The sequence below is a fragment of the Flavobacterium nackdongense genome (genome assembly GCF_004355225.1).
Taxonomy (GTDB): Bacteria; Bacteroidota; Bacteroidia; order Flavobacteriales; family Flavobacteriaceae; genus Flavobacterium; species Flavobacterium nackdongense.
Genome location: NZ_CP037933.1, coordinates 154,010 through 178,317 on the forward strand (window position 1 = coordinate 154,010; position 24,308 = coordinate 178,317).

Below are 24,308 nucleotides of genomic sequence, written 5' to 3' on the forward strand. Positions count from 1 at the left end.
GGTTTTTATTGTTATTAATCTTTGATTAATTTTTGTCCTTATTTTAATGTGAATTTTTAATTCCCCCTTTGGGGGTTAGGGGGCTTTCATCCTCCAACACGTTTTACTTTAAAACCTTTTTCTTTGAGCATTTGCATTATTTTATCGCGATAATCACCTTGAATGATGATAGAATCGTCTTTAAAGGTGCCGCCAACGCTCAGTTTTGTTTTAATTTCTTTAGCCAAAATTTTAAAATCTTCGTCCGATCCTTCGTAACCTTCGATTATAGTCGTGGCTTTTCCTTTTCGCTTTTCGAATTTACAAATCATCGGTTCTTTTTGAACGTAGAGCACGTGATCTTCTTGTGGAACTTCTTCGGGTTCCGATTCGATATGGTCCGGAAATAAATTTTTCAGTTGTTCTTGTAAGTCCATAGATTTTTTATTGTAAAAAATAAAACCCAAAATTCAAAAAACAAATTACAAAATTGAAGTATTGGAATTTGGAATTTCATTTTTGGAATTTAAACATTGTTCTGAATTTGTTTTGCAATATAATTTGTAATCTCATTTCTATTTTCAAGATAATCAAACCATTTGGTTTTTTCATTTCGTTTGAACCAAGTAAGTTGGCGTTTGGCAAATCGTCGCGTGTTTTTTTTGATTTCCTCGATAGCAAATTCCAAACTGATTTTACCTTCAAAGTAAAGAAATAATTCTCTATATCCGACCGTTTGTAGCGCATTTAAGTCTTTATACGGAAATATTTTTTCGGCTTCTGCCAATAAACCTTCCTGCATCATAAGATCGACACGCAGATTGATTCGGTCGTAAATTACTTTTCTATCGGCTTCCAAGCCAATGAGAATAGGAGTAAAGTTACGAGTATTTTTCTTTTGATTCAAAAAGGAGGAATAGGGTTTTCCAGTTCCGATGCAAACTTCCAGAGCGCGCATCATACGTTGTGGATTTTCTTTGGCAACAACTTCGAAATAATTGGGATCCAGTTTTTTTAATTCGGTTTGCAAATAATGTAAACCCAATTTTTCATAATTCGATTTAACTTCCTCACGAACCGAAGTCTCTATTTCGGGAAAATCGTCAAAACCTTTCAAAACGGCATCGACATACAAACCAGAACCGCCAACCAGAACCGCATAATCATTGGTCAAAAACAATTCGTCAAGTTTGACAATGGCTTCTTTTTCGAAATCGCCCACGGTATAATTCTCGAAAATCGATTTGTTTTGGATAAAATGATGTTTTGCATCCGCTAATTCTTCTGAAGTCGGTACAGCTGTGCCGATTTGCATTTCTTTGAAAAATTGTCGGCTATCGCAAGAAATAATCTCGCATTTGAAATGTTGTGCCAAAGCAATGCTTAAGGAAGTTTTTCCTATAGCTGTTGGTCCGACGATGGTAATTAAGTACTTCATATTTTTTTAGCCCAGATGGAAACGGAAACCCCGCAGTGGTGAAAGTTAGTTTTTCTTGGTGTAAAAGAGCGACCAAAGGAAGCTCCTTTTATGCCTTAGAAAAACAACTTGAACAACGAGGAGTTGCAGTGTACAGCTGGAAATAGCTTCATATTATTCGAGTGTTAATGGATGTCCACAACGATGACAAAATTTTGCATTTGGATTATGATTCCCCACGCCACAATTTTCACAAACTTGTTTTTCTGGTGCTGTTTTGTCGGTATTTGTTTTGGAAAATTCGGCGGTTACGATTCCTGTGGGCACAGCAATGATGCCGTAACCGAGAATCATAACCATCGAGGCGATGAATTGTCCCAAAGGGGTTGCGGGTGAAATATCGCCGTACCCAACGGTAGTAAGGGTTACAATTGTCCAATAAATGCTGATTGGAATGCTTGTAAATCCGTTTTCTTCGCCCTCGACTATGTACATTATTGAGCCTATAATTATGGTGCTTATGAGAACAAAATAGATAAAAACAATTATTTTTCCGCGGCTGGCGCGCAATGCTTGTTGAATATGGAGTGATTGTCCTGTAAATTTTGGGTGATTTAATATTTTGAATAATCGCAATAATCGTAGCGCACGGATGACTGAAAAAACTTTTGATCCTATGAAAAATAAGGACAAATACATCGGTAAAATAGCAAGCAAATCGATAATACCAAAGAAACTGAAAATGTATTTTCGAGGTTGATTGGTGGTATAGATTCTTAGTAAGTACTCAAGCGAAAAAAAAACGGTAATAATCCATTCTAAAACAATGAGTTCGTGATGGTATTTTACATCAAATCCTTTGACTGTTTCGAGCATTACCAAAAAAACGCTCAACAGAATGAGCCCAAGCAGAATCAGGTCAAATAATCTTCCGGCGACAGTATTTGTTCCATAAATGATGATATGGATTTTTTGCCGCAGCAGGTTGAGCTTTGATTTTTGTTTATACATAGTACCAAATTTAGATTAAAAATTTATAATCTTGATGGTTTTTGACTTACGCATATAGCTTTGAATGATATTCTTGGCATCTCGATTGTTTTGCATCGGTGTAAGAATGTTGTGCAGAATCGACGGATTTGTAATTTGATAGTTCAACTCATAGAATGCAAAACCTCTGTAAATTCCATTTTCTATTAATACAGCAGAACGTTCGCTAATGTTCCGCCCTTTGTCAATGAGAATCATATTTTGAGTTTTGTAATTCCATTCTTCTAGAAATGTATTCACTCTACTGTTATACTCTTCGGCAGATACTGCCCCGATACAAGCACCATCACATTCTTTGATTCCGTATTGAAAACATTCTTTTTTGGTTTGATAAAGACCGTTTAGTTTTTGACACAATTGGTATTTGGTCGTAATGTGAAATAGCGTGTTTTTCGCTTCTTGCAGCGACGAAAAAGAAGTAATTTCTTTTTTTCTACCATCGAATTTTTGAATTTTCAGATTCAAGTAGCCTTTTTTGTCCTGTTCAGCATACAATGCCAATTGGAAAATACTTTTGCGTTGCGCCCGATTCAGGATGGGTTTATGAATTTTTATTTCTTCGCTTTCTTTTAATAGAGCGATGAGTTCACTGCCTGTTTCTTCATAAGTAACATCAAAAACTTCGTTTTGAATCTTTTTACATTTGGTTGTATTTCCTGTGAAATGCTGGTTGATTCTTTTTTTGATGTTGCGACTTTTGCCAATATAAATGAGGTTTCCTTGATCATTATGAATGTAATAAACCCCAGTTCTCGAGGGCATATTTTGCACAATGTCTAATAATTTTGGAGCAATTCCTTTTTTGATTTCCGTTTTGATTAACTCGGTGACAATTGTTTTTTCAATGTCTTTTTCAAGTAATAATTTAAAGAGTTTTACAGTTGCCATCGCATCGCCATTGGCACGATGTCTGTCGGCCATAGGTATTCCCAAAGCACGAACCAATTTCCCTAAACTATGCGAAGGTTGTTCTGGCAGTAAGCGTTGCGAAAGCTCAACAGTGCAGAGCGTTTTTACATTAAAATCATAACCCAGTCGACTAAATTCAGTGCGAAGAATTCGATAATCGAAATCGGCATTGTGGGCTACAAGAACGCAATCGTATGTCATTTCGATAATCCTTTTGGCCACTTCAAAAAACTTGGGTGCAGAGCGCAACATTGCATTATTGATGCCAGTCAATTTCACTACAAAAGGCTGAATCGGAATTTCTGGATTGACCAAACTGATGAACTGATCCACGATTTCGTGACCGTCAAATTTATAGATGGCAATTTCCGTAATTCCTTCTTCGTTGAATTGTCCTCCGGTGGTTTCTATGTCGAGTATTGCGTACAAAATAAGTGTTCGGTGTTCAGTTTTTAGTATTCAGTTGTCAAATCTGACTTCAAAAATCGTTAATCTTCAGTCAAAAATCAAATTCGTCCCCCAAAGATACTACTTCCTATCCGAACCATCGTGCTTCCGCATTCAATGGCGAGTTGATAATCGCCAGACATTCCCATTGATAAAGTTAGAAGTTGGAAGTTAGAAGTTGGAAGTTGATTGATCCTATCAAAAATCGATTTCAAATGCGTGAATTCTTTCTTGATTTGGTTTTGATTATCTGTGAAAGTTGCCATTCCCATTAATCCAACGATTCGAATGTTTTTATAGATTTCGTTGTTTTGTGTGATGAAACGAATAATTCCTGCTAATTCTTCTTCATCAAGTCCAAATTTGCTTTCTTCTTCGGCAATATAAACTTGCAATAAACAGTCGATAATTCTATTGTTTTTTTGTGCCTGTTTGTTGATTTCGTGCAGTAATTTCAAACTATCCACGCCGTGAATTAAGCTCACAAACGGTGCCATAAATTTGACCTTATTCGTTTGAACGTGACCAATCATATGCCACTCGATATCTTTTGGCATCGCTTCCCATTTCTCGGCCATTTCTTGGATTTTGTTTTCACCAAAAATACGTTGACCCGCATTATAAGCTTCCATCAAATCGGGAATCGGTTTGGTTTTAGAAACAGCAACAAGAGTTACGGTTGATGGTAAAGAAGATTTTATTTTGAGGAGGTTTATCGAAATGGACATTTTTCTATTTTTTCTTGGATTCTATATATTACGAGCCTTTCGTCTAAAATTATTTTTTCTTCCTTGAGTTTTTTAAATTCATTAAATATTTCTAATATTTCTTCGTCAGAAAAGGTCTCAAATTTATTTAAAGTATAGGTGTTTTTTAAATTTTTAAATTTTAAATAAAAAATCACACTACAGAGACCATTTCGAGATGGTATTCCTTTTAAAATAATTTTGGTTTCTTTTATAGTAATTGATTTTTTCCATTTTTTATTAAAAGTTTCACCTTCAAGTATGATTTTTTCGTTATCTAGAGTAATTTTATGAATATTGGTTTTACTTTCAAAAATAATGAAAACAATAAAAATTAATGAAAAAAGCGATTGAATTATTATTGATTGTGAAGGGGTTAATAGTTTAAAATTTAAAATTAAATATGTGAAAAATATAAACGATGCTAAAAAGGTAAAGGTTTTTAAATTAAAAAGACGTTGGTGAAAACTTTTAAATTCAGTTTCAAATGTTCTCATAATTAAAATTACTTAGAAGAGATAAACTGTTTCGCAATCTTCTCAGCTTTCTTACTTTCGCTGTAATCATAGAAGCCTTCACCCGATTTCACGCCCAATTTTCTGGCACGAACCATATTGACCAATAACGGACAAGGTGCATATTTCGGGTTTTTGAAACCGTCGTACATTACATTTAAAATGGCTAAACATACGTCGAGACCAATAAAATCGGCTAATTGCAATGGTCCCATTGGATGTCCCATTCCTAGTTTCATCACGGTATCAATTTCATAAACGCCAGCTACTTTGTTGTATAAAGTTTCGATGGCTTCGTTTATCATTGGCATCAAAATTCTGTTGGCTACAAAACCCGGATAATCGTTGACTTCAACGGGAGTTTTACCCAGTTTTTCGGATAAGGTCATAATGATTTTGGTCACTTCATCACTCGTATTGTAACCTCGAATGATTTCGACCAATTTCATAATGGGCACCGGATTCATAAAATGCATTCCAATAACGCGTTCCGGATGAGCAACAACAGCACCAATTTGCGTAATAGAAATAGAAGAAGTGTTGGTAGCCAAAATCGTATTATGCGAACAAACTTCGTTCAATTGCTTGAAAATATTGAGTTTTAATTCTACGTTTTCGGTAGCTGCTTCAACCACCAAATCTACGCCAACAACACCGTCTTTAATGTCGGTATAAGTGATGATATTATTGATGGTTTTGAATTTTTCTTCTTCAGTAATGGTTCCTTTTGCAACCATTCGGTCTAAGTTGGCAAAAATAGTTGCCATTCCTTTATCTAATGATTTTTCGGATAAATCGATTAATTTTACGGTAAAACCACTTTGAGCAAAAGTATGTGCAATTCCGTTGCCCATTGTTCCTGCTCCGATGACGGCTATTGTTTTCATAATAAGCCCCCTAACCCCCGAAGGGGGAATTCCTACTAGAGGTGAATAGGATTTTAATTTACAATTTATTTAAGGATTAAACTCCCCCTTTGGGGGTTGGGGGGCCAAAACAATCAATAATCTGATACGCCACACGTAAAGCTTCGGTCGCTTGTTCCAAAGTTACAATAGGCGTAGTGTCATTATTGATGGCGTCAGCAAAAGTTTCCAATTCTTCTAGGATGGCGTTGTTTTGCTCCACATCTGGATTCGAAAAGTAGATTTGCTTTTTTACACCTTCAGCATTTTGAAGAATAATGTCAAAATCTCCCGGAGTTTCTGGTGCGTCTTTCATTTTTACCACCTCACATTTTTTCTCTAAAAAATCTACCGAAATATAGGCGTCTTTCTGAAAGAAACGCGATTTACGCATATTTTTCATTGAAATTCGGCTGGCGGTTAAATTGGCCACACAACCATTTTCGAACTCAATTCGAGCATTGGCAATATCAGGAGTTTCACTTATGACAGAAACTCCGCTAGCGTGAATTTCTTTGACTTTCGAGTTTACAACACTCAAAATAGCATCAATATCGTGAATCATTAAATCCAAAACCACAGGAACATCGGTGCCACGAGGATTGAATTCTGCCAATCGGTGGGTTTCTATAAACATCGGTTTCTCGATCATATCCTTTGTAGCTTTGAACGCAGGATTAAATCTTTCGACGTGACCCACTTGACCTTTTACATTATATTCCTTGGCTAATGCAATGATTTCTTCGGCTTCGGCAACGGTATTTGAAATGGGTTTTTCAATAAAAACGTGTTTACCCGATTTGATGGAAACTTTGGCACATTTGAAATGCGAAAGTGTAGGAGTCACGATATCAATTACATCGACGGCGTGGATTAAAGTCGCAATGGTATGGAATTGTTTATAGCCAAATTCCTTGGCAACTTTTTCTCCGTTTTCTTGATTTTCGTCATAAAAACCAACTAATTCATATTTTTCAGATTGTTGTAATAATCTTAAATGTATTTTACCAAGGTGGCCAGCACCTAAAACGCCTACTTTTAACATAAAAAATGATTTTTAACAAATGTATAATTTATTTGCGTATTGTCTAAAATTTGTTCTTTAAAGTTTTGGAAATTCTTACTTGATTTTTGAAATTTTAAAGTCTATTTTTACCGAAAATAATCATTACAAATTTTGAAAAACACTGACAAACACCAAGGGCTTCGTAATCAATTGGTAAAACTTTTGAAAGAAAAAGGAATTCGAGATGCAACTGTTTTGTCGGCAATTAATACGATTCCACGACATCTTTTCATAGATTCAAGTTTTGAAAATTTTGCCTACCAAGACAAAGCCTTTCCAATAGATGCGGAACAAACCATTTCACAACCATATACTGTGGCATTTCAAACTCAGTTATTAGAGGTTAAGAAAGGTCAAAAAATTCTAGAAATTGGTACTGGTTCAGGCTATCAAACTGCAGTTTTGTGTCTGTTGGGAGCAACTGTTTACAGTGTAGAAAGACAAGTGAAATTATTTAAAAAAACACAGAATTTGTTACCAAAATTAGGCATTAGACCCAAACATCTTTCATTTGGAGACGGTTATAAAGGGCTCCCCGAACACGCTCCTTTTGATGGTATTATCGTTACGGCGGGCGCTCCTAACATACCTCATGCATTGATGGCTCAGCTAAAAATAGGAGGAAGGCTTGTTATTCCGCTTGGTGAAGAAACTCAAATTATGACTTTACTCATCCGAAAAAATGAAAAACAATTTGAAAAACATGAATTTGGAGATTTTAAATTTGTTCCTTTATTGGAAAATAAAAATTAATCATTTTGTCATTTCAACGAAGGAGTATTAACTCATTTGTAATAAATCAAAATCCCGTCTTGTCTTTTGGAACTTGACGGGATTTTTTATTGGCCAATGATTTCAAGATAACGGGTCAAACTTTCTTTCTCGATTTGAGCTATAAACAACAGAAAATCTTCTTTGTTTTTTTGAGTTTGAGCAATTTCTAATGCATTGTAATATTGCATTCTCGAATCATAATCACCTTTTATATTGGCAATTACATAGCCGTTTTGCAACAAAATTAGATTCATTACCAAACGCGAAGTTCTGCCATTTCCATCAATAAAAGGATGAATGGTGACCAAACGTTCGTGAAGTTCTGCTGCCAAAACTATCGGATGCAAGGCGTTTTTATGGGTTTCATACCAAATAAAAAAATCTTCCATTGCTGCGGAAACCAAAAAAGGTTGTGGAGGCATGTAAGAACTTCCTTTGATCATCACCTGAACCCTTCGGTAACGACCCGCATCTTCAGGATTAATACCGCGCAAAATTAAGTTATGAATAGACAAAACTTCGCGCTCATTCAGAGGAGTGTTTTTCTCCATCAAATGCTTGATATAGGCAATCGCTTCTTGGTGATTAATAACTTCAAGATGTTCTCGCATACTTTTTCCAGAAATGGTCAAGCCTTCGTTGATGACCAAATCAGTTTCGCGAAGTGTCATTGTATTTCCTTCGATTCTATTACTTTCAAAAGTATATTCAAGTTCCAATGCTTGAGCAATTCTATAGCTGTCAAACTGACGAAATTGATCTAGTTTGGTTTTTAAAACATCTATTTCTTCAAGAATGGCAGACAAGTTTTTAGAAATGGACTTTTTGATGGTGACGTAGCTGTTCGCAATTTCTTCTTGGACTAAGTTCATCGCCTTTAGAGCAAATTCATCTTGTCCAATTTCATAAATAATTTTTTCTTTGAGCCAATTTATCATTAAGGTTTCAAAGTCGATTTCGAGTAAGGAAGCCAACTTGACTACTTGATCTTTGGTTGGTTTTCTTGTTCCATTTTCGAATTTACTGATTAATGCTTGATCAATGCCTAAAAGTTGTGCCACTTCTCTGGTCTTAAGCCCTTTTTTTTCTCTTGCATTTTTTAGTAGTGTTTTCATATTATTTAATGTGAATTATTTTGTCTTGACAAATTTAGTCATAAATTTAAAATAAAAAAAAATAATACCTAAATTTTTTAAGTATTATTTTTTAGACAATCCTTTTTTAGATTGAAATATTATTTTTTGGGAATAAATCCATCCTTTTTCATTTCTTGCATAACTGTTGCGATGATGCTGTCAACCAAAAGACCAATATCGGATCCTGAAGAAGATTTTGTTGTTCCAGTCCAAATCAGTTTGTCTGATTTTAACGAAAATACATTAGTTTCAACCAAGTATGAAGTTGTTTCTTGGTAATATTCTGGGTCGTAATATACCGGAGAATACATTCCATACCACCCACCAAAACCGCCATAAGCACCGTATCCACCGTACATTCCGCCATATCCGCCGTAGTACATAGAAGTGTTAGTACCAGGGACATATTCTGTTTCTTTCATAGTGTCAACTAGACGCATAGTTACTACGGCGTCGTAGTTTTCGTCTTTGAGAATTTTCAATTTTTGATCTTTAGATAAATCTAAACTCGTACCATTCAAAAGTGCATACGAAGAATGAAACTTTGGACCAATCGAAGCAATTCTGTTTTCGGTGATTCTTCTTGTAGCTTCATTTTTCACCAAAGCAACTACCAGGATTTTTTTGTATTCGGTATTTGCATTCGAAGTATCTGGATCTCTCCAACTGCTCACGATGGCCGTACCACTACTACAACTAGCTAAAAAAACAATTGACAGTGCAATAAAAAACTTTTTCATATTTTTTTTGTTAAAAATTATTGGAAGTAAAAATAGCAATTAAATCAGAAAATAATGTTGAAATAGAAAATTAATCTAAAATGATTTTTTGATTCGGTCAAGATCTCGTTTGGTATCCTGTTCCTTGAGCGATTCTCGTTTGTCATAGGTCTTCTTTCCTTTGCAAAGACCAATTTCTAGTTTAGCCATTCCTTTTTCATTAGTAAACAATTTCAAAGGAACAATGGTTAAGCCTTTGGCTTGAACACTTCGGGCTAAACTTTTTAATTCTCTTTTGTTGAGTAAAAGTTTACGTTCACTTCTGGCCTTGTGGTTGAATTGGTTGCCAAAAGCATATTCTTCAATATACGTATTAATGGCGAAAAGTTCGGTTCCACTAAATTCGCAAAAGCTCTCTGTAATATTGGCTTTTCCCAAGCGAATAGATTTTATCTCGGTACCCGCCAAAACGATTCCGGCCGTAAATTTTTCGATTATTTCATAATCGAAACGGGCTCTTTTGTTGAGTATGTTGATTGTTTTTAGCATCGGACGGCAAATGTAGATACAAATGTATGAAACACCAAAGAAATATAGAAAAATGCGTAAATTTGTACAATGGAAAAACAACAATCAAAAGATCCGCTGCACGGTATCACATTACAAAGAATATTGGAAGTATTAGTCGATTTTTACGGATTTGACACTTTAGGAGAATTGATAAAAATAAAGTGTTTTAATGATAATCCGAGTATAAAATCGAGTTTGACTTTCCTCAGAAAAACCGATTGGGCCCGAAAAAAAGTGGAGGAACTTTATATAAAAACGATCCCGAAATTGAAGCCCTAATTGATGCGGTAGGAAATCATTAGTCGTTTTTGTTCAAGGCTTTTAAAAAAATAAAGTATAAGTCAAAATTGTTTTTTATTCAAAATAGAATAAATAACGGTATCCAAAAAATGCCCTTCATAATATTCATTTTCTTTTAAATGCGCCTCTTTTACAAAACCATTTTTCTGTAAAACGCGCTCCGAAGCAATATTATCAGGATCAATTATGGCTTCAATCGAATGCAGTTTCATCACTTGAAAACCATATTTTACAACCTCATTTATAGCTTCCGAAATGATTCCTTTTCCGTGATATTCAGGGAGTAACATATAACCGATTTCAGCTCGAAAATGTTCTGGTTTTATGCGGTAATGACCAATAATTCCAATGAGTTTTGGATTGTCTTTTAGGGTAATTGCCCAATTTATCCCTTCATTTGAATCGATTTTTTCATTAATAATGGCAATATGGTTCAAGGCGTCTTGTGGAGTTTTTGCCAATGGTCTGGGGACGTATTTCATCACTTCTTGATCAGACCGAAGTGCAAAAATCTCGCTCACATCTTCATTTTCAAGACGTCTTAGCAGTAATCGTTTTGTTTCAAGATTGGGGAAAGGTTTAAAATTAATTTCTAACATAGCTATAAAATTTCGATACTATAATTGGATTCGAATGTTTGATTTTGCTCCAAAAGCTGAATTCCCTCTTTTTTTGAAAAATCATCATATTCATCTAAAGTATCCGAATAACCAAACCAAGGTTCAATACATAAAAATGGCGCATCTTTCATAGTCCAAATTCCTAAATTCGGAAAGTCTGAGAAATTCACTTTCAGAATAGGTTTGGTGTTTTCTAAAATGCTAATCGACTTAGATTTTAAGGCTTTAAAAACCAAAGCATCTTTTTCGAAAAGTTGATAGTTCAAAACAAGTTGGCGGTTCTGAAGTGGAAGTTTATTAGTTGTATTAGAAATTAACCCCTCTTCCAATAAATGATAATTCAATACTTCTTGTTGATCAAATTCAAGACTATAATTATCAAAATTTTCGACCATTGCCAATGCTGGATGTGCACCTATTGAAAACGGCATCATTTTTTCATTTTTGTTGATTACCTTATAGTCAATGTTCAATTTGTTTTCTTCAAGTACATAGCAAATCTGCAATTCAAAGTCAAAAGGATAGACTTTTTTTGTTTCTAAAGTTGAAGCCAATGAAAAAGTGGCACTATTTTCAGATTTTTCAATCAATTTAAATTCCATTTCGCGGGCAAAACCATGTCTTGACAAATGATATTCATTTTCATCATATTTATAAGAATTGTTTTTTAATGTCCCCACGATTGGAAATAAAACGGGAGAATGTTTCCCCCAAAATACTGGGTTTCCTTCCCAAATATACTCCTTGTTTTCTTTATCTTTTAAAGAAAATAATTCAGCCCCCAAATGCTTAATTTGAGCGGTAAGATTTGAATTAGAAATGGTAGTTGTCAAAATAATATCCAATTTATGTTATACTTTTTTATCGAGGTAAATATATTCTATAAATTTTGAATAGCAGTATCAAATAGTCTTAATACAAATAATTATTAAAAATTTGCCCAAAATATGCCTTTTACTTTTAGTACTACGTTTATTTTTCATTAATTTGCTTCTGAAAAATTTATAAAATGAAAAACTACCCTTGCAAAGCTTTAATCCAATTGGCATTATTATTTGTGATTTCAACCTTGTGGTCACAACAAAATAGTCAGGTTGCTCAAAATCATGCTAGTTCAAAGTACAATTATAACGAAGCTTTTGGACCATTTTTTTATTCAAAAAACGGAACAAATACTCGTTCAGCAAGTGGGCAACCTGGTTATGAATATTGGCAAAACAGAGTAGATTACCAATTGACAGCCAAATTAAATGAGGAAATAAACGAAATTTCCGGTACAAGTGTAATAACCTATACCAATAATAGTCCAGACAAAATGTCTTTTTTGTGGATGTATTTGGATCAAAATTTATTTAAAGATGACTCTCGTGGGAATGCTTTAGTACCTTTGACTGGAAGTAGAAACGGTGCTCAAGGTCAGCAATTTGATGGCGGTTTCAAAATAAAATCAGTTAAAATCATATCCGCAAATAAAGGAGTTTCTTCAGAAAAAGAGGCGAAATTTGTAATTTCTGATACTCGCATGCAAGTTTTTCTTCCTCAGGAATTGAACTCAAAAGGAGGAAAGGTCAAAGTTAAAATCGATTTTTCTTTTATTTCACCAAACGAAGGATCCGATAGAATGGGTATATTAGGAACAAAATATGGTAAGATTTTCTCTATTGCGCAATGGTATCCCAGAATGTGTGTGTATGATGATATTGCAGGATGGAATACCAATCCATATTTGGGAGCCTCCGAATTTTATTTAGAATATGGGGATTTCGATATCAATATTACTGCACCATCGAATCATTTTGTTGTGTGTTCTGGTGAATTGGTAAATGCAAAAGAAGTGTACAATATCGAACAGCAGAAAAGCTGGGAGCAAGCTTCAAAAAGTGAGACTACAGTACTCATTCGTTCTGCGGAAGATGTTAAAAATGCCTCTAATCCCGCATCCAAAACAACTAAAACTTGGCGTTTTAGTATTAAAAATGCACGCGATGTTTCGTGGGCATCGTCTTCGGCTTTTATTTTGGATGCTGCTAGAATCAATTTGCCCAGTGGAAAAAAAGCAATGGCAATTTCGGCTTATCCGATAGAAAGTGAGGGAAATCAGGCATGGGGAAGGTCCACCGAATATACAAAAACATCAATTGAAAATTATTCGAAAAGATGGTTTGAATATCCATACCCGGCGGCTACAAATGTGGCAAGCATAGCTGGAGGAATGGAATATCCAGGAATTGTTTTTTGCGGCTATAAATCCAAAAATGCCGACTTATGGGGAGTTACGGATCACGAATTTGGTCATATTTGGTTTCCTATGATTGTGGGTTCAAACGAACGTTTATTCGCTTGGATGGATGAAGGTTTTAACACTTTTATTAATTCATTAAGTTCGGGTGATTTTAATAAAGGAGAGTATAAGGATAAACCTGAAGATTTGCACATTTTTGCTGAAAAATATACAACACCAAAGCTGGAACCAGTAATGAGTTCACCCGATAATATGAAGGAAGCTAGCATTGGAACTTTAGGATATTCAAAGCCAGGGGCTGCATTAGTAGTTTTACGCGAACATGTTTTAGGTTCTGAGCGTTTCGATCTAGCTTTTCGAACTTATGTAGAACGATGGGCATTCAAGCATCCGGCGCCAGATGATTTTTTTAGAACGATGGAAAATGTGGCTGGGGAAGATTTGAGTTGGTTTTGGAGAGGCTGGTTTGTCAATAATTGGCGTTTAGACCAAGGTATAAATAAAGTACAATATGTCGATAATAATCCCAAATTAGGAGCTGTCATCAGTATTGAGAATTACGAAAAAATGGCGATGCCAGTCATTTTGGATATCAAAACAAAAAGCGGAAAAGTAAGCAGGGTAAAATTGCCTGTTGAAATTTGGCAGAGAAATGTAGATTGGACTTTCAAACATAATTCTACTGAAGAAATAGAAAGTATTGTTATTGATCCGGATCACGTTTTTCCTGATTGTAACGAAAGTAATAATGCTTGGAAATCAAATAAATAGTGTTGAAAATAAAAACCGCAAATTGGCAAATGATAATCTGCTAATTTGTGGTTTTTAATGATATTAGTTTTATATATTATGCAGGGATTTGCTGGCTCAAGCAATGCAAAGTTCCAAACCCCCAAATCAAATCGATGGTATTAATTCCGATGATTTCTCTATCAGGAAAACAATCGGCAATGATGTTTAATGCAATTCTATCGTTGGCATCATTAAAAGTCGGTACCAAAACACATTGGTTTAAAATCAAAAAATTGGCATAACTGGCAGGCAATCGCAATCCATCAAAGTCGATGCGTTTTGGCATTGGTAATTCCACTATTTGTGGCGATTTTCCGTTTTCTAATTTTGCGTTTTGCAAACGTTTTAAATTGTCTTGCAAAGGTTTGTAATTGTTGTCTTTAGGATTTTGTTCTACAATGGTAACGATGGTGTCTTCGTTTACAAAACGGCACAAATCATCGATATGACCGTGAGTATCATCGCCTTCGATGCCATCGCCCAACCAAATCACATTGGTGATGCCCAAATATTCTTTGAAAACCGCTTCGTAATCTGCTTTGGTAAAACCAGGATTTCTAACTTGAATTGTTGGATGCATCAAACATTCTTCCGAAGTTAATAAAGTTCCTTTTCCATTGGTGTCAATTGCTCCGCCTTCAACAATTACGGGTTTTCCGTTGTATAAAACTTGGGTTATAGGAAGTTTTAGAAATTCGCCCACTTTTGCAGGAACCTGCTTGTCTAAATTAATGTTTTTATACTTGGCCCAACCATTAAAATTGAAATTCAAAGCTTCTCTTTTGGTTCCGTTTTGAACAATAATCGGTCCCGAATCCCGCATCCAGCTTCGGTTGGTTTTATAAATGATGAAAGAAACATTAGTCATTTGAACCGTTGCTGTTTCTAACATTTCCGAAACTTTTGCCTTTAGCTTTTCATCGGCAACGACCAAAAATACTTTTTCGAAAGTAGCCACTTTTTTGATAAATTCTACAAAAGCCCATTGAATAGCTTCGTATTTCCCTGGCCAATCTTTGCCATTATGCGGAAAACACAATAAAATTCCTTCTTGTTTTTCCCATTCAGCGGGGAAACGTCTGTTTGTAGTGGTCATAAAACGAAACTAAAATTAATGAGCACAAATATAAACATTCGTAAGGATTATAAAAATTAGAAGGATTGATAAATTTGGGGTGGTTTTATTGTGGAGTCTTGATTTTTTTTATTCTTATTAAATAAACCCAACAAAAAAGGACCAAAACAACTAGCGTTCCAGTCCTTTTTTTATTACAAACCTAACTGTTTATACCTATTATTTAGTAGAGTATTATAGTTTTCTTTGTATTCCTCGCTTACAAAACTTTTTGCTAAAACGGCTTCCATTTCGGGTTTGCAATACTGAAAAAGTTCTAAAGTATTGTCTAAAACTTTCTTATTTAAACCACCATTTTCATAAGCAGCAAGAAAATCATTGTAATTTAGTTTTCTCTTTTTTGCGTTTAGGGTTAAGGCTAATTCTTCGGTGTCTGCTGGGTTTACTAATGCTGTTGGCACTAAATCATACCCAGGACACAAACTCAAACCTTGTCCTTCTTTTTCTAAAAGCGAGAAATTCTTCAAATGCATATCGGTGTTTCCTGTAAAAAAACTAAACAAAACCTGTTCATAAAAATTACTAACATCAAGCAAAGGATTGGAGGAATATTTCAAGACCAATTTAGCTACTTGTTCGTGACTTCCTTTGTATTTGTCTTCGGTAAGTCGTTCGCTGAGTTGGCACATATCTTCCATCTGTAGTTTTCCTTTTCGGGTTCTATCGACACGTTTGGTGATATAACACAAAGTGCTATCTTGCAAATGGATTAGGCTATGCGGAACTACGTTTATGCCACAAACAGCAGCCATATGCATTGTGACACTTTCTAATTCGGGCAATTGTGCATAATGTTCGGATGGAGGTTTTAGGATGTAATCGCCATAAAGCCCAACGATGGTCAATTTTTTGGTTAAATTTTTATCTTGTTTTCTGTATAAACTCAACGATACTTTGGCTTGAACACCCGTAACCGCCATTTGACTTTGGATTACTTGTGTAGCCAATTCTTGCAAATTATCTAAACTGTACCCCAATTGAGGGGTTTTTAGTTGTCCAAAAAAACGTTTGTTGCAAGCTTCGTGAAAATCGGAAGTAGGGTCAAAAAGAGGTTCATAACAATGCAAGCACCTTCTACCATAGAAAGGTTCTTTTTCTTGAACTTCTGCGGTTTTGTTTTCTAATCTTGCTAAATATTTCTTTTTATAATTCTTCATTGTTTACAACGCTTACGGCTCCAATGCAATCTTTACAGCAGCTGAGGAGCAGTCCCATTCTGTCTTTATAGTTTATTTTCCAATTTCTTTCGGCTAGGTCTAAAAGCCATCCTTCGGGGATTAATCCGTCAAAAAAAGCAAATAATGTTTTGCTTTGATAGGGTTTTTCGGTTAGCGGTAAAGTCAAACTTACTGCTTGTGCTTGGTCATTTTGTACATAGTCTTGGTTATATTCAAATAAATAGCCAGCGTCAGTTTCGCTTACTACGCCACAGAAAACATTTTTCATATATACTTTTCCACTTCTATTCATTTCCTAATAATTTACCTCGATCCATCTGGACTACTCCTAATGTTTCTCCAAATAATCGCAGTACGTCGTTTACTTTGTCCATTCGCAAGCTGTTTTTTCCTTGTTCTAAATCTCTTACAAATCGCAAACCAACCCCAGCTTTAAGCGCTAATTCGGGTTGTGTTAGTTTGTTTTGTTTTCGTTTTGCCTTAACGTGAATACTGATATGATTTAGATTTTCCTTCATTTTTATACCTTTTAAAGTACAAATGTACTATTTTTTTAAAAAATAATACCTTATTTGATATATTTTATTATTTTTATTAAATATTTATACCCTTAAAAACATAAAAAGTATTTGTTTTTAAAAATTATACTATTTAGGGTATAATTTATAAATTTTAAAAAGAATTAGGCAACAAAAAAAGGACTAAAACATAATTGTTTCAGTCCTTTTTTAAAATATTTGAATAAAATCAGTACAATCTGTTTTATCCCTAATGTCCGTGTGCCATTAATTTAATCAATCGCTCTTTTGGTAATATCTCCAAACGCATCGATTCGTCTATCTCTAAAGAAAGGCCAATTCTGACGCACATTTTCTTGCAAATCCAAGTCTACTTCGGCAATTAAAATTTCTTCTTTATCGTGTGAGGCTTGCGCCAAAATTTCGCCTTGAGGCCCAGCTATAAATGACGAACCCCAAAACTGGATTCCAGCTGTTCCTTCGATATATTGTTCTAATCCAATTCTATTGGCAGCGGCGACATACACGCCATTTGCCACAGCGTGACCTTTCATTACATTCATCCAAGCACCGTGTTGATTTTCACCATATTGCTCTTTTTCCAAAGGATGCCAACCAATTGCTGTTGGATAAAACAACACATCAGCCCCTTGCAAAGCAGTTAAGCGAGCCGCTTCTGGATACCATTGATCCCAACAAATAAGCGTTCCAATTTTTCCTTTTTGAGTAGGGAAGGCCTTAAAACCCAAATCGCCTGGAGTGAAATAAAACTTTTCGTAAAAATGCGGATCGTCTGGAATGTGCATTTTGCGGTACAATCCTGCTTCGGAACCATCGGTGTCGATGATATACGCACTGTTGTGGTATATTCCCGCCATTCTTTTTTCGAAGAAAGGAACAATAATCACGACTCCCAATTCTTTTGCCAATGCACTAAAAGCGATAAATGAAGTGCTGTACAAAGGTTCTGCCAATGCAAAATTATCAACATCCTCGCTTTGACAAAAATAGTGGCTACTGTACAATTCGGGTAAAGAAATTACTTCGGCACCTTTACTGGCAGCATCTCTAACCCAACTCAAACATTTTTTCAGGTTATTTTCGGCAACATCGTTTAGATTCAATTGAATAACCGCTATTTTGTATTTCTTCTTTGGCATAAGGCAAAAATTTTAGAGTGCAAAAATAGTTAATTTTTCTAGTTTACTGAATTTTACTTTTTTTTGAATACTTTTTTAAATAGGGTAACAATTCCTAAAACTAGAAATCCGATGATTAATCCGAAAATAAATTCTGTTACTGTTGAAGGTACATTAGGAAAAGCATGATGCAGAAAATCAATATTGTGAGCAAAGATGCCGCCAGCAACTAGGAGTAAAGCGATAGTGCCAATAAAAGATAAACTTTTGATAACTTTGGGCAAGGCTCGAACCAATAAATTGCCTATTGTTTTTGAAAAACTGCGTTCTTTTGTACTCAGTGCAATTAGTTTATAGCCTAATTCATCCATTCGCACGATCAAAGCGACGATTCCATAAACCCCGACCGTGGCTAGTAATGCAATAATGCTGACGACCATAATTTGAGTACCAATTGATTTTTCTAAAACAGTGCCAAGTGCAATAATTACTATTTCGACCGAAAGAATAAAATCGGTCACGATGGCTGATTTTATTTTCTCTTTTTCAACTGCTAAAATTTCTTCATCGGAAAATTCTCGCTCGGCCAGATGTGTGGCAGCATGTTTATGTGGAAAGAAATATTCGAATATTTTTTCGGCACCTTCATAGGCCAAATAAAGTCCGCCAAGCACCAAAATGACTATTATGGCCAAAGGGAAAGTGGCGCTCAAAAGAAAAGCAATTGGTAAAATGATTATTTTATTGAGCAAAGATCCTTTGGCAATGGCCCACAAAACGGGTATTTCTCTCGAAGAAATAAATCCAGAGGCTTTTTCGGCATTTACGGCCAAATCATCGCCTAAAATCCCTGCCGTTTTTTTGGCTGCCAATTTACTCATTACTGCCACATCATCCATAATTGCAGCGATATCATCTAATAATGCGAAAAAACCTGATGCCATATATTTTGTTTTAATAAGTTCATGATTTCGGAGGTGTTTCCCTAATCAATCGAACCAGTTTTGATTTTTTGGTGGTGCGAAAATACTTTTTTTTTGGTTAAATTTTAAATTAAATTCTACTCTTCATCATCATCGTCAAAATTCAAAAAATCATCAGGATTAAATGGAATATCATCGTCAGGATCTTTGTCGTGTGCACTTACACCGGGCGGATTGAACAAGCCCCAATCGTCTTTGATGTAATTCCATACGTCAAAATTTTCGACCCAGTCAATGAATAAGAGGCGGAATTCTTCGATTTCATTTCGCAACAAATTGATATAATCTTTGTCTTGAATGCTTTCTTCAAATCGCAAACTTCCGGCTTGAACATAGAGATCGCGAGCCGCTTTTCGGATAATAGTAGCATTTTCCATTTTCAAATCATACAATTCCACTCCATGTGCGCCAGCAATTTTTGCAGGGATTATCATAGCATCTTCCAGCATAAATCGTACGGTAGTTTCTTGTAGAAATTCATTATCGGCGGGCACAATTTCTACTAAACCTTGGGTGATTTTTAAAATTTGTTCCGCTTTTTGAAATAAAGGAAATTGATGCAGTTCGTCTCTATTATTTTTCATTGATCAAATGTCTAATTTTGTTTTTTTTGAGGTATTATTAGTTCTCCCATAAGTTGATTTACGGAGTTTTTAGCAATATTCAAAGCCCTAAGTGAGTTCTTTTTCTTAAAGGAATGTGCTTCCATTCTAACCATAATATTTTGAAGCATTTGGATCGCATCATTGATGAAGGGGCCTTTATTGAGCATAATACATTCGGCTTGCATACCCTGAATCACATCACTAATTTCGGCTCGGGTTGGAATCCCAGTTTTGGCTAAATTTTCGAGCACTTGGGTAGCCCAAATAACCGGAATATGAGCGGCTTCACAGAGCCAAAGTATTTGATTTTGGACCTCGGAACTTCGTTCGAAACCTATTTCCACTGCCAAATCTCCCCGGGCAATCATCACACCTATTTTATCTCGTTTCATTCCTTCGAGTAGAATTAATGGTAAGTTTTCGAAAGCTTCTTTGTTTTCGATTTTGAAAACTACACCTAAATCCTTGGCGTTATGACGGGTTAATTGTTCGTATAGATATTGGACATCAGCACCAGTTCTTACAAATGAATACCCTACAATATCTGCATTTTTGCACACAAAATCTAAGTTTTCGATATCTTTCTTGGTCAAGGCAGGAAGGTTCAACTTGGTGTCTGGCAGGTTAATGCCTTTTTCAGAGGATAATTTATTTTTGTAACAATGTGTGATCAAAAGTTCGACATCTTCATCCGTTTTCGAAACCACAACCGACTTAATCATTCCGTCATCGAATAAAATGATATCATCAATTTTTACATCATCAATTATTTCAGGAAGAGCCACGCCAATTTCTGCTTTTTTTAGTTGCTCCTTGTTTTTTCCGAATTTTGATTTCTTCCCTAAGGTCGCCCTTTTGGTTAAAATAATATGCTCACCCACCTTGATGGGGATGCCGGTTTTTGTTTTGCCTTTTTTTCCTTTGATTTCAATTGGCGAAGTTCTTAATTTTGGCCCTGACAAATCCATGTAGATTTTCAATTTATGCTCGGTTTCGGCTTTAATTTCGTTGATAAATTGCACCATTTTGGTCCAAATATCAATATCACCGTGACTTAAATTAATTCGGGCTATTTCCAACCCGTTTTCCACCATTTCCTCAATAATCGATTTGTTTTCTGCCGCTTCGTTGGGCAAGGTAACCATAATTTCAATGAATTGATTTCGGCTTCCTTCATTGAATAAATGGTTGGCATTTTTCTTAATCAGTTCGCAACTTCTTTCATAACCTATGATTTCGATATTCGATTTTTCGTCGATGGGAAGTCCTTGAATCAATTTTAAATTTCGGACAACATTATAGAGGTTGCTGTACACATAGCCTTCGGAGGCACCCAAAGAGGAAACGCCAAAATCCGATAAACTGGCGTGATATTTTCTTAAATCGTAGCTCCTCAAGATCAAATACCGGCACAAATTTTTGGCACTTAATCGGTAGGCTGGGTGAATTTCGGATATAGTAGCATCTATTTTCGACTCGTTGACTATAATAGACTGTAAAATTTCATTCAATTCTCTACTTAATTTTTCAATTTTCATGTCAAGGTATTTTTGAGGTCCATTTTTCTGTAAAGACAAATCAGTTGACACAAAAATAGATTAAAATATCTCTTTTAAGATTATTTTTAAGATATTGTTATCATATTGAGGAGCAGAGGTGTGCCTGCGAAAGTACCTTTTGAAACAAAAAGCATTTTGTCGCGGTAGCTGGGAATTTTATTTTGCTTTTTCGTCAGAATTAAAGATAAAATTTTGGGGAGTGGTGTAATACGATTTCAATTTTCCATTTTTGTACGCAGCCACGGTCCAATAATACATTTTTCCTCGAACTAAATTTGAAAACGTGTAATTCGTATTCGTGGTTTCTTGATTGATAATTATAGTTTTATCAGTTGAAGTCGCAGTAGTAAAACCAGTATACTGGTTCCAATTTTCATTTGAAAAGGCAATTTGCAACCGATACGTACATTTTTTATTTGTTGGCCTATCCCAAGCAATATACACCGTAGGTGTTGAACTTGCATAATTGTCTATTGGAGCAATTGGAGTAGGTGTTTTCAAAGTTGGTTTCTTGTGTAACGCCCAAACTGAGGGGATAGAACGATACGATTCCGAGGGTGTATTGATGAAAGTAATAGGAGTTGCCAACTGTGTAGAACCACCACCATCGCAATTCAAGGCTTCATAACATCCTAGTTTTTCCAGTATCGATGCCATTTGCGGTAATGTAGCTCCTATTGAAATTCCGGGCTGTCTGCCGTCTGCCACCAATAGAATGAGGTGATTTTTTTTGGTAAATCCAATGGCGGATCTCGGGTCCAAACTCGTATTTGAAACTCCAGAACCCCAAAAAACTTCTTCGTCATAAGTATCTACAATCGTTCCGTTTTTGATTAATACTGGGCCCGCACCCATTCCATTTTTTAAATTATGCCATTGAAAACCTTGACCTTTAGTTGGTATTTTTGCCGGAAATCCATCGGCATTTGGAAAAGGAGAGTCATAATAATACAGGTCTTGTTTTGTATTGCCAAAATGATAGATCCATTTTACTGCCATCGACCCATCGAGATTGAATCCGAAGAAGCCTCTGGTTAGGGGATATAGTAGGTCTTTTCGTTTTACCGAGGCGATATTTTTGGCTTCAACAGTTTGATTTATAACGGCAGAATAGGAAGTGTTTCCACCAAAATAACCGCCATTCATTACGGCAAGAGCTCCTAAATTAGCAGCCCAATTTCTTGCACTTGATTTTGTGGAAGACAGTATTGGTGTTAATTCTAAATCAGATCGGTTTAGGTCGATATCGATGTATTTTATTTTTAGTGGAATGCTTGGATCTTCGCCCGAAAATACGCGCACACCTTTAGGCATGCTATGTTGGGACGTAATTTGTGCCCAAGTAATATTTTGAGCTTCAAGGACCAACGCATTAAAAAACAGGAATAAGGATATGATTTTTTTCATCAAAAAAAAGAATTGACTATAAAGGTAAAAAAAATAAGGCTACCCTCTCGAATAGCCTCATTTCAAAACAAGTACAGGATTATTTTTTTAATAATTTGGCAGTGTTATTAATACTACCATTCACAACTTTTACCACATATTCACCAGCATTTAAGTCTTGAATGTTGATAGTTTGAACGTTATCTTGAATTTTTGCCGATTTTACTTGTCGACCTTGAATGTCATAAATATAGGCCTGAGCGTCCTTGTCTATATCAGTATCGATAGCAATGTAAAATTCATTTCTAGCTGGATTAGGGAAAATTTTAGTCGCTTTTCGAGCATTTGCAGCTGAAAAATCTTTGTTTCCTAAAACTACGGTTACCCCATCTTTGACAAGAGTCGTTCCGCTGATACCGTTATTACCTGCTAAGGTGTAAACTGTGATTGTATTTGCAATACCATCTACCAAATCTGGAACCACTTTTAGACCTATTCCACCACTTGTATTCCCATTGGATACAGTTCCCAGTGCAGGTGTAACAGCCACAGTTGATGCACTCGCAAAACCAGTTGTAACGTCAATTAATTTTGCAAGTTCATTAGTACCACCATATAAATAGGCAGCAACATATTTCTTAAGACCAACTTCAAAATAACGTATATCATTAGCGGATTTAGGAAGAACTGCTTCAGGTATAGACTCTCCGGGTACTACTGATCCATCCGCATTGTGTACAGTCATCAAGTTACCACTTGCTTTTACTATAAATCGAGAGGTTGCTGTTAAACCAAGAGGTGTGACTGAAACTATAGTAGTTGATGCTGTCAAAGCAGGTATGGTTATAACAGTTGGTGTTGTTTCTACTGCGCCTCCAGTTACAATCCATCTAATTACTCTAAAGCCAGTTGTAGGTGCTACGGTTCTACCAGCGGCAAAAATTACGGCATTACTAGAAATATCGCCTGTTACCGAAAAAGTATCTCCTAAACGTACTTGCTCTGTAAGAGATGATCCATTATAAGAGGTATAAAGAGTTGGGACAGCGGTTTCACTATCCCACTTGTAAATTTTGAAAGTAGAATTGTCATTAGCTGGAGAAACATAACCGTTAACCATTAAATTACAAGCTAAAATAGCGCCATTAGCACTAACTTCTACGTCATTTAATGGAACATTTCCTCCAATAACACCTGTGTAATTACTTACATTTGCCGCAGCATCAGTACCGTCAACACCATTAATCACTCTAATTGTTGGTGGTGTTGTAGCTCGGGAAACCACATACATTTTGTCGTTTAGCGCTGCCGTACCTCTTTCGTTATTTGCGGTTGCCATCCAAGCAGGCAGATTGCCATTTGCAACACTTCTTTTCCAATTAATTTGGGCGTTTCCTATGCAGAAACTAGCCAAAAATAATACTAAGTAAATTTTTTTCATAATCGTTTTTTTTAAGTTAGTTAGTTAATAATTAAATTATAGGGGTTAAATATAATAAAATATTTTATTAATTAGTTATGTAATAGTAAAATTTATGAAATATATCTTAAAATTTCTATTTGTATCAGTTTTTTTTGATTATTTTTGATGGAGAAATGTAATACAATCGGGCTATAA

26 protein-coding genes are annotated in these 24,308 nt (G+C 35.4%); 3 read left to right on the forward strand and 23 right to left on the reverse strand.

The features are described 5' to 3' along the window. Positions 1 to 86 precede the first annotated feature (86 nt). The 8 genes from E1750_RS00675 to E1750_RS00710 form a co-directional block, all read right to left on the reverse strand. The gene (locus tag E1750_RS00675) at positions 87 to 416 is read right to left on the reverse strand and encodes a translation initiation factor (protein WP_133274901.1); all 330 of its coding nucleotides are present in this window, start codon (positions 414 to 416) and stop codon (positions 87 to 89) included. Positions 417 to 505: 89 nt separating this feature from the next. Then, positions 506 to 1,417, reverse strand: a complete 912-nt coding sequence (miaA, locus tag E1750_RS00680; RefSeq protein WP_133274902.1) for a tRNA (adenosine(37)-N6)-dimethylallyltransferase MiaA — start codon at positions 1,415 to 1,417, stop codon at positions 506 to 508. A 153-nt stretch (positions 1,418 to 1,570) separates the two neighbouring features. Next, positions 1,571 to 2,407: an ion transporter gene (locus tag E1750_RS00685; protein WP_133274903.1), complete on the reverse strand. Its 837-nt coding sequence runs from the start codon at positions 2,405 to 2,407 to the stop codon at positions 1,571 to 1,573. Positions 2,408 to 2,422: 15 nt separating this feature from the next. After that, on the reverse strand, positions 2,423 to 3,784 hold the full coding sequence (locus E1750_RS00690) for an exonuclease domain-containing protein (RefSeq protein WP_133274904.1): 1,362 nt from the start codon (positions 3,782 to 3,784) through the stop codon (positions 2,423 to 2,425). A gap of 77 nt (positions 3,785 to 3,861) precedes the next feature. Beyond that, the gene (locus E1750_RS00695) at positions 3,862 to 4,530 is read right to left on the reverse strand and encodes a YggS family pyridoxal phosphate-dependent enzyme (RefSeq protein ID WP_133274905.1); all 669 of its coding nucleotides are present in this window, start codon (positions 4,528 to 4,530) and stop codon (positions 3,862 to 3,864) included. Then, on the reverse strand, positions 4,515 to 5,045 hold the full coding sequence (locus E1750_RS00700) for a hypothetical protein (RefSeq protein WP_133274906.1): 531 nt from the start codon (positions 5,043 to 5,045) through the stop codon (positions 4,515 to 4,517). The genes E1750_RS00695 and E1750_RS00700 overlap by 16 nt, the downstream gene beginning before the upstream one ends. An 8-nt stretch (positions 5,046 to 5,053) precedes the next feature. After that, the gene (locus E1750_RS00705) at positions 5,054 to 5,950 is read right to left on the reverse strand and encodes a 3-hydroxyacyl-CoA dehydrogenase family protein (RefSeq protein WP_133274907.1); all 897 of its coding nucleotides are present in this window, start codon (positions 5,948 to 5,950) and stop codon (positions 5,054 to 5,056) included. Between the two features lie 76 nt (positions 5,951 to 6,026). Further along, positions 6,027 to 7,013 carry a Gfo/Idh/MocA family protein gene (locus tag E1750_RS00710; protein ID WP_133274908.1) on the reverse strand — a complete coding sequence of 329 codons (987 nt, stop codon included), beginning with the start codon at positions 7,011 to 7,013 and terminating at the stop codon, positions 6,027 to 6,029. Between the two features lie 132 nt (positions 7,014 to 7,145). On the opposite strand from E1750_RS00710, the gene E1750_RS00715 reads away from it, so the two are divergent. Continuing rightward, on the forward strand, positions 7,146 to 7,787 hold the full coding sequence (locus E1750_RS00715) for a protein-L-isoaspartate(D-aspartate) O-methyltransferase (protein ID WP_133274909.1): 642 nt from the start codon (positions 7,146 to 7,148) through the stop codon (positions 7,785 to 7,787). Between the two features lie 86 nt (positions 7,788 to 7,873). On the opposite strand, the gene E1750_RS00720 is transcribed toward E1750_RS00715, so the two are convergent. From E1750_RS00720 to smpB, 3 genes are all read right to left on the reverse strand, one after another. Continuing rightward, the gene (locus E1750_RS00720; protein WP_133274910.1) at positions 7,874 to 8,923 is read right to left on the reverse strand and encodes a Fic family protein; all 1,050 of its coding nucleotides are present in this window, start codon (positions 8,921 to 8,923) and stop codon (positions 7,874 to 7,876) included. Between the two features lie 119 nt (positions 8,924 to 9,042). Further along, positions 9,043 to 9,684 (reverse strand): hypothetical protein, encoded by a 642-nt coding sequence (locus E1750_RS00725; RefSeq protein WP_133274911.1) that lies wholly within the window; start codon positions 9,682 to 9,684, stop codon positions 9,043 to 9,045. A 75-nt stretch (positions 9,685 to 9,759) separates the two neighbouring features. Next, positions 9,760 to 10,212: an SsrA-binding protein SmpB gene (gene smpB, locus E1750_RS00730; RefSeq protein ID WP_133274912.1), complete on the reverse strand. Its 453-nt coding sequence runs from the start codon at positions 10,210 to 10,212 to the stop codon at positions 9,760 to 9,762. A 69-nt stretch (positions 10,213 to 10,281) separates the two neighbouring features. On the opposite strand from smpB, the gene E1750_RS00735 reads away from it, so the two are divergent. After that, the gene (locus E1750_RS00735) at positions 10,282 to 10,512 is read left to right on the forward strand and encodes a VF530 family protein (RefSeq protein ID WP_133274913.1); all 231 of its coding nucleotides are present in this window, start codon (positions 10,282 to 10,284) and stop codon (positions 10,510 to 10,512) included. A gap of 62 nt (positions 10,513 to 10,574) precedes the next feature. Here E1750_RS00735 and E1750_RS00740 read toward each other — a convergent pair whose 3' ends face one another. Both E1750_RS00740 and E1750_RS00745 read right to left on the reverse strand, forming a co-directional pair. Further along, entirely contained in the window at positions 10,575 to 11,132 is a 558-nt protein-coding gene (locus E1750_RS00740; protein ID WP_133274914.1) for a GNAT family N-acetyltransferase, read from the reverse strand. A gap of 2 nt (positions 11,133 to 11,134) precedes the next feature. Continuing rightward, positions 11,135 to 11,986, reverse strand: a complete 852-nt coding sequence (locus tag E1750_RS00745) for an aldose 1-epimerase family protein (RefSeq protein ID WP_133274915.1) — start codon at positions 11,984 to 11,986, stop codon at positions 11,135 to 11,137. 176 nt (positions 11,987 to 12,162) lie between these two features. On the opposite strand from E1750_RS00745, the gene E1750_RS00750 reads away from it, so the two are divergent. Further along, the gene (locus E1750_RS00750) at positions 12,163 to 14,166 is read left to right on the forward strand and encodes a M1 family metallopeptidase (protein ID WP_165697986.1); all 2,004 of its coding nucleotides are present in this window, start codon (positions 12,163 to 12,165) and stop codon (positions 14,164 to 14,166) included. Between the two features lie 76 nt (positions 14,167 to 14,242). Here the strand turns inward: E1750_RS00750 and E1750_RS00755 are convergent, their stop codons facing one another. The 10 genes from E1750_RS00755 to E1750_RS00800 all read right to left on the reverse strand — a co-directional run bounded on the left by E1750_RS00755 (position 14,243) and on the right by E1750_RS00800 (position 24,131). After that, complete coding sequence (locus E1750_RS00755; protein WP_133274916.1) at positions 14,243 to 15,283, reverse strand: agmatine deiminase family protein; 1,041 nt, start codon at positions 15,281 to 15,283, stop codon at positions 14,243 to 14,245. Positions 15,284 to 15,456: 173 nt separating this feature from the next. Continuing rightward, positions 15,457 to 16,479 (reverse strand): HipA domain-containing protein, encoded by a 1,023-nt coding sequence (locus tag E1750_RS00760; RefSeq protein WP_133274917.1) that lies wholly within the window; start codon positions 16,477 to 16,479, stop codon positions 15,457 to 15,459. Then, positions 16,466 to 16,792: a HipA N-terminal domain-containing protein gene (locus E1750_RS00765; RefSeq protein WP_133274918.1), complete on the reverse strand. Its 327-nt coding sequence runs from the start codon at positions 16,790 to 16,792 to the stop codon at positions 16,466 to 16,468. Before E1750_RS00765 ends, E1750_RS00760 begins: the two co-directional genes overlap by 14 nt. Then, positions 16,785 to 17,018: a helix-turn-helix transcriptional regulator gene (locus E1750_RS00770; protein WP_133274919.1), complete on the reverse strand. Its 234-nt coding sequence runs from the start codon at positions 17,016 to 17,018 to the stop codon at positions 16,785 to 16,787. The genes E1750_RS00765 and E1750_RS00770 overlap by 8 nt, the downstream gene beginning before the upstream one ends. 272 nt (positions 17,019 to 17,290) lie before the next feature. Next, a complete protein-coding gene (locus tag E1750_RS00775; protein WP_133274920.1) occupies positions 17,291 to 18,178 on the reverse strand; it encodes a carbon-nitrogen hydrolase in 888 nt (295 codons plus the stop codon). Positions 18,179 to 18,231: 53 nt separating this feature from the next. Beyond that, positions 18,232 to 19,101 (reverse strand): DUF808 domain-containing protein, encoded by an 870-nt coding sequence (locus tag E1750_RS00780; protein WP_133274921.1) that lies wholly within the window; start codon positions 19,099 to 19,101, stop codon positions 18,232 to 18,234. Positions 19,102 to 19,217: 116 nt separating this feature from the next. Further along, positions 19,218 to 19,724: a hypothetical protein gene (locus E1750_RS00785; RefSeq protein WP_133274922.1), complete on the reverse strand. Its 507-nt coding sequence runs from the start codon at positions 19,722 to 19,724 to the stop codon at positions 19,218 to 19,220. A gap of 11 nt (positions 19,725 to 19,735) precedes the next feature. Next, the gene (locus tag E1750_RS00790; protein WP_133274923.1) at positions 19,736 to 21,283 is read right to left on the reverse strand and encodes a pyruvate kinase; all 1,548 of its coding nucleotides are present in this window, start codon (positions 21,281 to 21,283) and stop codon (positions 19,736 to 19,738) included. A 177-nt stretch (positions 21,284 to 21,460) separates the two neighbouring features. Beyond that, the gene (locus tag E1750_RS00795; protein ID WP_133274924.1) at positions 21,461 to 22,711 is read right to left on the reverse strand and encodes a phosphodiester glycosidase family protein; all 1,251 of its coding nucleotides are present in this window, start codon (positions 22,709 to 22,711) and stop codon (positions 21,461 to 21,463) included. Positions 22,712 to 22,790: 79 nt separating this feature from the next. Further along, positions 22,791 to 24,131, reverse strand: coding sequence for a T9SS type A sorting domain-containing protein (locus E1750_RS00800; protein ID WP_133274925.1), 1,341 nt, complete (start codon positions 24,129 to 24,131; stop codon positions 22,791 to 22,793). Positions 24,132 to 24,308 lie beyond the last annotated feature (177 nt).

Excerpts from the sequence above, each read along its gene's own strand:
- E1750_RS00675 (WP_133274901.1), bottom strand. The coding sequence starts at position 416 with ATGGACTTACAAGAACAACTGAAAAATTTATTTCCGGACCATATCGAA.
- miaA (WP_133274902.1), bottom strand. The coding sequence starts at position 1,417 with ATGAAGTACTTAATTACCATCGTCGGACCAACAGCTATAGGAAAAACT.
- E1750_RS00685 (WP_133274903.1), bottom strand. The coding sequence starts at position 2,407 with ATGTATAAACAAAAATCAAAGCTCAACCTGCTGCGGCAAAAAATCCAT.
- E1750_RS00695 (WP_133274905.1), bottom strand. The coding sequence starts at position 4,530 with ATGTCCATTTCGATAAACCTCCTCAAAATAAAATCTTCTTTACCATCA.
- E1750_RS00700 (WP_133274906.1), bottom strand. The coding sequence starts at position 5,045 with ATGAGAACATTTGAAACTGAATTTAAAAGTTTTCACCAACGTCTTTTT.
- E1750_RS00705 (WP_133274907.1), bottom strand. The coding sequence starts at position 5,950 with ATGAAAACAATAGCCGTCATCGGAGCAGGAACAATGGGCAACGGAATT.
- E1750_RS00710 (WP_133274908.1), bottom strand. The coding sequence starts at position 7,013 with ATGTTAAAAGTAGGCGTTTTAGGTGCTGGCCACCTTGGTAAAATACAT.
- E1750_RS00720 (WP_133274910.1), bottom strand. The coding sequence starts at position 8,923 with ATGAAAACACTACTAAAAAATGCAAGAGAAAAAAAAGGGCTTAAGACC.
- E1750_RS00725 (WP_133274911.1), bottom strand. The coding sequence starts at position 9,684 with ATGAAAAAGTTTTTTATTGCACTGTCAATTGTTTTTTTAGCTAGTTGT.
- smpB (WP_133274912.1), bottom strand. The coding sequence starts at position 10,212 with ATGCTAAAAACAATCAACATACTCAACAAAAGAGCCCGTTTCGATTAT.
- E1750_RS00735 (WP_133274913.1), top strand. The coding sequence starts at position 10,282 with ATGGAAAAACAACAATCAAAAGATCCGCTGCACGGTATCACATTACAA.
- E1750_RS00740 (WP_133274914.1), bottom strand. The coding sequence starts at position 11,132 with ATGTTAGAAATTAATTTTAAACCTTTCCCCAATCTTGAAACAAAACGA.
- E1750_RS00750 (WP_165697986.1), top strand. The coding sequence starts at position 12,163 with ATGAAAAACTACCCTTGCAAAGCTTTAATCCAATTGGCATTATTATTT.
- E1750_RS00755 (WP_133274916.1), bottom strand. The coding sequence starts at position 15,283 with ATGACCACTACAAACAGACGTTTCCCCGCTGAATGGGAAAAACAAGAA.
- E1750_RS00760 (WP_133274917.1), bottom strand. The coding sequence starts at position 16,479 with ATGAAGAATTATAAAAAGAAATATTTAGCAAGATTAGAAAACAAAACC.
- E1750_RS00765 (WP_133274918.1), bottom strand. The coding sequence starts at position 16,792 with ATGAATAGAAGTGGAAAAGTATATATGAAAAATGTTTTCTGTGGCGTA.
- E1750_RS00770 (WP_133274919.1), bottom strand. The coding sequence starts at position 17,018 with ATGAAGGAAAATCTAAATCATATCAGTATTCACGTTAAGGCAAAACGA.
- E1750_RS00775 (WP_133274920.1), bottom strand. The coding sequence starts at position 18,178 with ATGCCAAAGAAGAAATACAAAATAGCGGTTATTCAATTGAATCTAAAC.
- E1750_RS00780 (WP_133274921.1), bottom strand. The coding sequence starts at position 19,101 with ATGGCATCAGGTTTTTTCGCATTATTAGATGATATCGCTGCAATTATG.
- E1750_RS00785 (WP_133274922.1), bottom strand. The coding sequence starts at position 19,724 with ATGAAAAATAATAGAGACGAACTGCATCAATTTCCTTTATTTCAAAAA.
- E1750_RS00790 (WP_133274923.1), bottom strand. The coding sequence starts at position 21,283 with ATGAAAATTGAAAAATTAAGTAGAGAATTGAATGAAATTTTACAGTCT.
- E1750_RS00795 (WP_133274924.1), bottom strand. The coding sequence starts at position 22,711 with ATGAAAAAAATCATATCCTTATTCCTGTTTTTTAATGCGTTGGTCCTT.
- E1750_RS00800 (WP_133274925.1), bottom strand. The coding sequence starts at position 24,131 with ATGAAAAAAATTTACTTAGTATTATTTTTGGCTAGTTTCTGCATAGGA.